This window comes from Leptospiraceae bacterium (assembly GCA_024233835.1).
Taxonomy (GTDB): Bacteria; Spirochaetota; Leptospiria; order Leptospirales; family Leptospiraceae; genus JACKPC01.
In genome coordinates this window covers 456119-462701 of record JACKPC010000005.1, presented here as the reverse complement: position 1 = coordinate 462701, position 6583 = coordinate 456119, and the positions used below count along the sequence as shown (strand labels likewise).

The 6583-nt window shown below is 35.8% G+C and carries 8 protein-coding genes; all 8 read left to right on the top strand.

Annotated features, from left to right (window positions below):
- A partial coding sequence (locus H7A25_22525; GenBank protein MCP5502691.1) for a hypothetical protein occupies positions 1 to 537 on the top strand: 537 nt, incomplete at its 5' end.
- Positions 538 to 1050, top strand: a complete 513-nt coding sequence (locus tag H7A25_22520) for a hypothetical protein (protein ID MCP5502690.1) — start codon at positions 538 to 540, stop codon at positions 1048 to 1050. It abuts the gene before it with no gap.
- A gap of 3 nt (positions 1051 to 1053) precedes the next feature.
- Positions 1054 to 2397: a hypothetical protein gene (locus H7A25_22515; protein ID MCP5502689.1), complete on the top strand. Its 1344-nt coding sequence runs from the start codon at positions 1054 to 1056 to the stop codon at positions 2395 to 2397.
- A 73-nt stretch (positions 2398 to 2470) separates the two neighbouring features.
- Positions 2471 to 3181 carry a hypothetical protein gene (locus H7A25_22510; protein MCP5502688.1) on the top strand — a complete coding sequence of 237 codons (711 nt, stop codon included), beginning with the start codon at positions 2471 to 2473 and terminating at the stop codon, positions 3179 to 3181.
- 147 nt (positions 3182 to 3328) lie between these two features.
- Positions 3329 to 4504, top strand: a complete 1176-nt coding sequence (locus H7A25_22505) for a hypothetical protein (protein MCP5502687.1) — start codon at positions 3329 to 3331, stop codon at positions 4502 to 4504.
- Positions 4486 to 5061 carry a hypothetical protein gene (locus tag H7A25_22500; protein ID MCP5502686.1) on the top strand — a complete coding sequence of 192 codons (576 nt, stop codon included), beginning with the start codon at positions 4486 to 4488 and terminating at the stop codon, positions 5059 to 5061. Before H7A25_22505 ends, H7A25_22500 begins: the two co-directional genes overlap by 19 nt.
- Before the next feature lie 129 nt (positions 5062 to 5190).
- Positions 5191 to 5814, top strand: coding sequence for a membrane-binding protein (locus H7A25_22495; protein ID MCP5502685.1), 624 nt, complete (start codon positions 5191 to 5193; stop codon positions 5812 to 5814).
- Between the two features lie 82 nt (positions 5815 to 5896).
- Positions 5897 to 6571 (top strand): hypothetical protein, encoded by a 675-nt coding sequence (locus H7A25_22490; GenBank protein MCP5502684.1) that lies wholly within the window; start codon positions 5897 to 5899, stop codon positions 6569 to 6571.
- Positions 6572 to 6583 lie beyond the last annotated feature (12 nt).

Here is a 6583-nt window from a genome sequence, read left to right as displayed (position 1 = left end):
AATCAGACATTAATTCAAATGCTACTTACCAACGATGATAAACTGAGCACTTTTACCTATGAAGGTTCGGGTCGTTCAGAAGCATCGCAGTGGGGAGGAAAGGAAACAAGAATGTCCATAAACTCAAAGTCAAAAGAAACAAGAGCTTTTGAATATACTGAAGATGTAAAAGACTCCAGTGGTAAAATCATTCACAAAAAGGGGGACATCGTGACTCAAAATATGAAAAGTAAATACACTCTTGCTCATGAAATCATTCATGGGAATATTATAAAATCTGGAATGCAATCGTTTTATCAGAATAACGAATTGGATGATAAGCGTAATCCTTTACCTGTTTATCAGAGACATCCGGATGGAACATTTCATGATGTAAAAGATTTAGAAGAACTATCAACGGTTGGAATTACCGCATATAAGAAGGTTGTAATAAACAATAAAGAGACGTATGTAAAAATCACTGATAAACAGATCGAACCCAATGTGAATATGATTCGAGCTGAACACGGAGAAAAGGTTAAGAGAGTGGTTTATTAAATGAGAGAATATTTTATTATTTTAACTCTATCAACAGTTCTGTTTTTAGGGAGTGAAATAAATGCAGAAGTAGATTATTGCAAAGAATTAGAATATTGTTATATAGTTTTTAAGGATTCTGAGTATCATTCCAAAATAGGAAATCGTGTTATGCACTCAGGTGGCCTTGATCTGGGTCATGATCCAGATCATCCGGAATATGTAATAATTGCACATCTATATCAAAAGCATTCCTTTATTCTTCCGGGAGATAAAGTGTATCGTATTGATAAGTGTGAAATGCAATTTGATCGTGAATCTTTACGTAGAACTTGCTTTAAAACAAATAAAGATGAACACACCTATTCAAGGTTATACTACCTTTTTGCTGCACCTTTAGACGAAATGGTAAAGCACATCAAAGAAGTTGAAGTGGAACGTGATGGAAAAAGAATCATTTTTAAAACAGAGGCGGAAAACCGCAATATCCTCCGTAAGATATTTTTCTTCTGGGAATGGGGAGATTATTTTTAGGTAATGGACTGTTTCCCTGACCGGTGGTTTAAACCATCGGTCAAAGGCAGTGTTGAAAGAAGCTATAACGGGATAGCTTACATCCGGTTACTGAGCAAGCGAAGCGCGTCGAAGTACGCGGATGGTAACTCCATGGAGATACTGTCTGTGGAGCAGGAATACAGAGATGAGTTGGTCTATAACTTCGAGGTGGAAGACAACCACACCTACTTTGTGACAGAAAACGCGGTGCTGGTGCATAATTATGCCGGATTGGACTACCATACCTTAGCACAAATTGATTCTCGGATTATTGATAAAACAACGAAGGAAAATTTAATGTTAGCAATTGCAGCTAAGGAGGGTTTAGATCTAAATACTAAAGAAGGAAAGAACGAAATTGAGAATATGCTATCTGGTGCAAATGAGATGGATGATAAGACTGTAAGGGAATTGATAAAAAAATATAAAATTGAAGGAATGAAGGATACAGATTTTAGGCAGCCATTAAAGAATCCCGGAGCAGCTATTCTTAATTTATCCAATGAAGATATTGAAGAGCTTGAAAAATCCCTAAATAACATATCGACAGACGGAAAATGTAAGGTTGAAATTAATAGAGAGACAGGAGAGCTTAAATTTATAATAGATCCAAATACTGACATGAACAAATTAGGAAATAAAATTATTCGTGATTTAGCTCAGGCTTCTAAAAATGGAAAAGTTGAGTTTGTGATGAATCATGGAAAAGAAGATTTGTATATAGATTCAAAGGGAGAAGCGGCAAGAAGAGGAAATCAAATGCAAAAATATACAAATAGTGAAACCAAGGAAGAAACAATAAGAATTAATTTAAATCCGGATCAATTAAAAGAAAAAACATTTACTACATTTGATGATACATTCTTACCTGATTATTTCGATAAACTTCTCTTTACGAAAGAAAGGAATATAAGTTTTGATGAGGCAGTTGTTCATGAAGTGATTCATGCTATTAGAGAAGACAGGAAATTCGATCAACCAGCAGGTTCTGGTTCTCCTTTCAGCAATATTTTACCTGATACCGAAGTATGGCAAAAGGATAAAGATGGAAATTTCAAACCTGTCAAATATGAAGAAGTAAGGACAACAGGCGGGATAGCTACATATCAAATGCAAGCACCGGTAGCAGAAAATTGGTATAATTTCTATGATGCATATAGACAGGCAAATTATGCTATCGCTGTAAACAATAATAATCTGCAAGAACAGAAAAAATATGCAGATTTTATTGAAATTCCAGAATCCAATAATACAGAGTGGAATACCTACAATACAAACCAGTGGCGTGAGGAGAAAGGCATTGATTATAAAAGAATTGTATATTAGACTGTCATTTGTATTCTTATGTTTTTACAATATAACCTGTATTGATAGACAACTTTATGAGGCAGCAAAAAAAATGGATTCTCCCGAAATGGTGGAACTTGCTAAACAAAGAGTAAAACCAATAGATTGTGTTGTAGTGCGAGAACGGGGAGAAATGATATATGGATACCCACGTCATTCTTATGGTTCGGATAAAGAAATCTATATTGGAGGAGGCTCTTACTTTGTAAATGGAGTTTTTGAAGGTTATAGAATCATAGAAAAATTAAATTATTCTCATCCTTTTTTAAAAATACAGGATAAGATTTTTCGATGGGATAAATGTGACCCCTATATTGATAGAATATATGAGATAGAAAGGAATCGTTGTATGCATTTTGATTATTGCAGAAAGGTGAAAGTTGTTCCGAAATTAGAATATCTTATAGCAGCTCCTTATGATGAAATAATAAAAGAAATCAAAGAGGTCGAAATCGAGCGGGATGGAAAGCGAATGGTTCTGAATCTTGAAGAAGAATATCAGAAATATATGAAAGCTAAAAAAGAGAGCGAAAAAAGGCTAAGAGAAGCTTATAAAAAATACAAGAAAAGTTACCCTAATAAAAGCTATATTCAATTTCTAATGGATGTTGCTAAAGCACAATCAATAGTCAGGCAGGAAAAAGAAAGGAAAAAAGCAGAAGAGGCAGCCAGAGAAAAAGAGCGTAAAAGATTAGAAGAAATCCAAAACCGCCACATTCTCCGTAAGATATTTTTCTTCTGGGAATGGGGAGATTTTTTTTAGGTAAAGGACTGTTTCACTGACCGGTGGTTTAAACCATCGGTCAAAGGCAGTGTGGAAAGAAGCTATAACGGGATAGCTTACATCCGGTTACTGAGCAAGCGAAGCGCGTCGAAGTACGCGGACGGCAGTTCTATGGAGATACTGTCTGTGGAACAGGAATACAGAGATGAGCTGGTCTATAACTTCGAGGTGGAAGACAACCACACTTACTTCGTGACAGAAAACGCGGTGCTGGTGCATAATTATGAGAAGGGCTTGAGTGAAGCATCATTATATCAAGCTATAAGTTATTTAAAAAAGATTGATGAAATAAATAAAGAAGTAAAAAATGGAACAAAAACAAAAAAATATTTAGAAGATTATATTGAAGAACATAAGGATTATGAGAGAAACTTATTAGAGGTATTACCGAAAGGCACAATTCCGTCTACAGGATGGGTTTATAAAGATATTGACATTGCACAATTGACTTCAAGTATAGATGCATTAAATAAATTGTATTCTGAGAATTTTCGTGATGTGTATAAATACTCTAAAGGAATTTATATTGTCAATAAACCAGATTCAGAAATGAGTAAAATACAGAATAACTTGGCGTCCTTATCAAAAGATGGGAAGGTTGAAGTAACTATAAATAAAGAAACAGGAGAATTGAAAATTAATGCACAGGAAGGATATGATAAAGATGATCCTGGAAATATTATGTTGCTAAAATTAAAAGAAGTATCTAAAACAAAACCCATATCATTTAATTTTGGGAATTACGCTTCAGTTTCCCATACTCAGTTAACGCCATCAAAATTTGAATCTAACGTTATTTATAGAGGCTCATCAGTAAGACCTGATGATGAATCAAAGGCGATAGATGGAAGTGGTACTGGAAGTTCTATCCAAATTGATCCAACTGATCTTCAAAAGCCAATGTCAGCATACTATACTGAAGACACGGTAGATAAAAATGGTGTTTTCCATAAAAAAGGAGAAGCTACAACAGTTAATTATAGTATGGATACATTCCTATATCATGAATTATCTCATGTTATTCTTAATTCCGAGGGAACAAGTAAAGGAGATGTTGATAATCACACTTTTTTTAGGAAAGACAGTAATGGGAATTATGGTGATCCTGTAACATTAGAAGAAGTGAAAATAGAAAATACACAAGAAATGCTATATGTTAAAAATACAATTATTGTTGATGGAAAAGAAATTGTGACTTATCAACCGGCAACTGAAAGTCAATTAAACATGACTTTATCGATCCCGACAGTCTGTGATTATTTAAAAAGTAGAGGTGTAAAAACATGCAGATTAACTTATTAATAGGATTATTGATTAATTTATTTTTTATAACAAGTGTTTTTTCAGAAGATATAAAATGTGATTATTCTAACCCAGCTTATAATATGTGCTATACGATAAAACAATGTTTCTTTAAAATGAAAGTAGAGAAGCGTTCTCTGTATCACAACGCTTTTTATGAATGGGGTGAAGGAGGTTCTATAGGTTTTTCCGCTAACGATGTAAATGAGCCTTATTACTGGAAAATTAAAAAGGTTCCCGAATCTCATAAATTCATGCTTGAACCCAATGATTGGATTTACCAGATTGATGAGTGTAATCCTTATGTACAATCGATGCTTGAATTTAAAATGAAATATGAACAGAAAAAAGCTCATCTCCCGTTGATTGATATTTTAGCACTATTTCCAAAATCTGTTCCACATTTAATTAAAACGATAGAAGTTGGGAGATTAGTTGATGGTAAACGAGTTCGAATGAAGTTTGATATCAAAGAGCTATATAGGAAAAAAGAAATACAGGATCGTCACATTCTTCGTAAGATATTTTTCTTCTGGGAATGGGGAGATTATTTTTAGGTAATGGACAATGCCCTTCAGCTCACCTGCGGCATCGCTCAGGGGGCAAGGTGCTGTCTTACGACCTTACTCAGCAACCACATCTGTCTGAGCCGAAGCCAGGTCCGGCTCGGATAAAGGTTAAACAAAATGAAAAAACGATTCCATAAGCTAATCCTTATCTTCTCCCTTCTATTGGGAGCCATATTTATCCTCGCGGTAGTGCTGCGAAACCCGAAGGGAAACTGCGTGCAGGGCGACTGCAAGAACGGCAGGGGAATTTTAGAATTCACAAAAGGACTTCGCTATGAAGGTGAATTCAAAGACGGGCTACAGCACGGATTTGGCACGTTTGCCGATGCTAAGGGCAACCGCTACGAAGGTAGCTGGCACAAAGGAAAAAAGCAGGGCTTCGGCACCTACAGCTACCCTGGTGGGGAAACCTACAGCGGCTTCTTTCATAAGGACAAGAAATGGGGAAAGGGCATCTACACCTGGAATGACCAAACCCGCTACATCGGCATGTGGAAAAACGGAGAGCCGGAGGGTGAGGGAATTGTTACCCTGCCCGGAGGAAAAGAATTAAAAGGAATCTATAAAAACGGAACTATCTACGAAGGAGAAGGAATCTACATTTACGATGACGGAAGCAAGTATATCGGGGAATGGAAAGATGGCAAGCGCCACGGGGAGGGAATATTGAAAGATAAGACAGGGAAGATAATCTTTCAAGGAAAATGGAGAGAAGGGCAGTTTTCAAAGGACAATGGATAAGCCATCAGACCGACCTCAGGCCGTTCCTTCAGGGCCGGACAAATTGGCCGGGATTAGACCGGGAAAGAAAGGAAAATAAAAAATGCTAAAAACAATTCGAGAAAGCCTTCGGAATCATTACCGGCTCACAAAAGAAATGTTGTTCCCGACTGAAGCCGAGCTACAAAAACTCCAAAAAGAAGACTTTGCTAAAAAAACTATCCAATATACCTTTATCCTATTAGGACTATATGTCTTACTGAATATTAGCATCTACTTACTCAACTATAAAGACATGCAGGTCTTAAACGAGATGCTTCGAAAGACACTTGAAAAGCAGCCAACATCGAAAATTCATCACATATTCAGCATTTATCCCTATAATATAGTCTATATACTTATAAGCCTTTTTGCTTTCGAGGTATACATGATACTTGCGAGTTATCTTTTTTTATACCTCTTCGGAGAAAAAAACAGGAATATAAAAACCAACACCGTTTTTAGTATATATAGTAATACTTATATACTCTTATCTATTTTTCTAATATTTCTTACCAATACATTTTACCCAATAACAGATGAGCCAACAAAACTTCGTCTGGCTATACTCTTAGGTTTATGGATATTCTATTTGCTATGGGGAATCTACTATTCCGGCAAATACTATTACCGGCTCACGAAAGATGTTTTTGAGCAAAACCGAAACATCATCCTTTTAAGCTGGAATCTACCCTTTCTTTTTCTGGGAATTTACATGTATCTGGCATTAAGTTCTTAAGGAGTGTGAAAA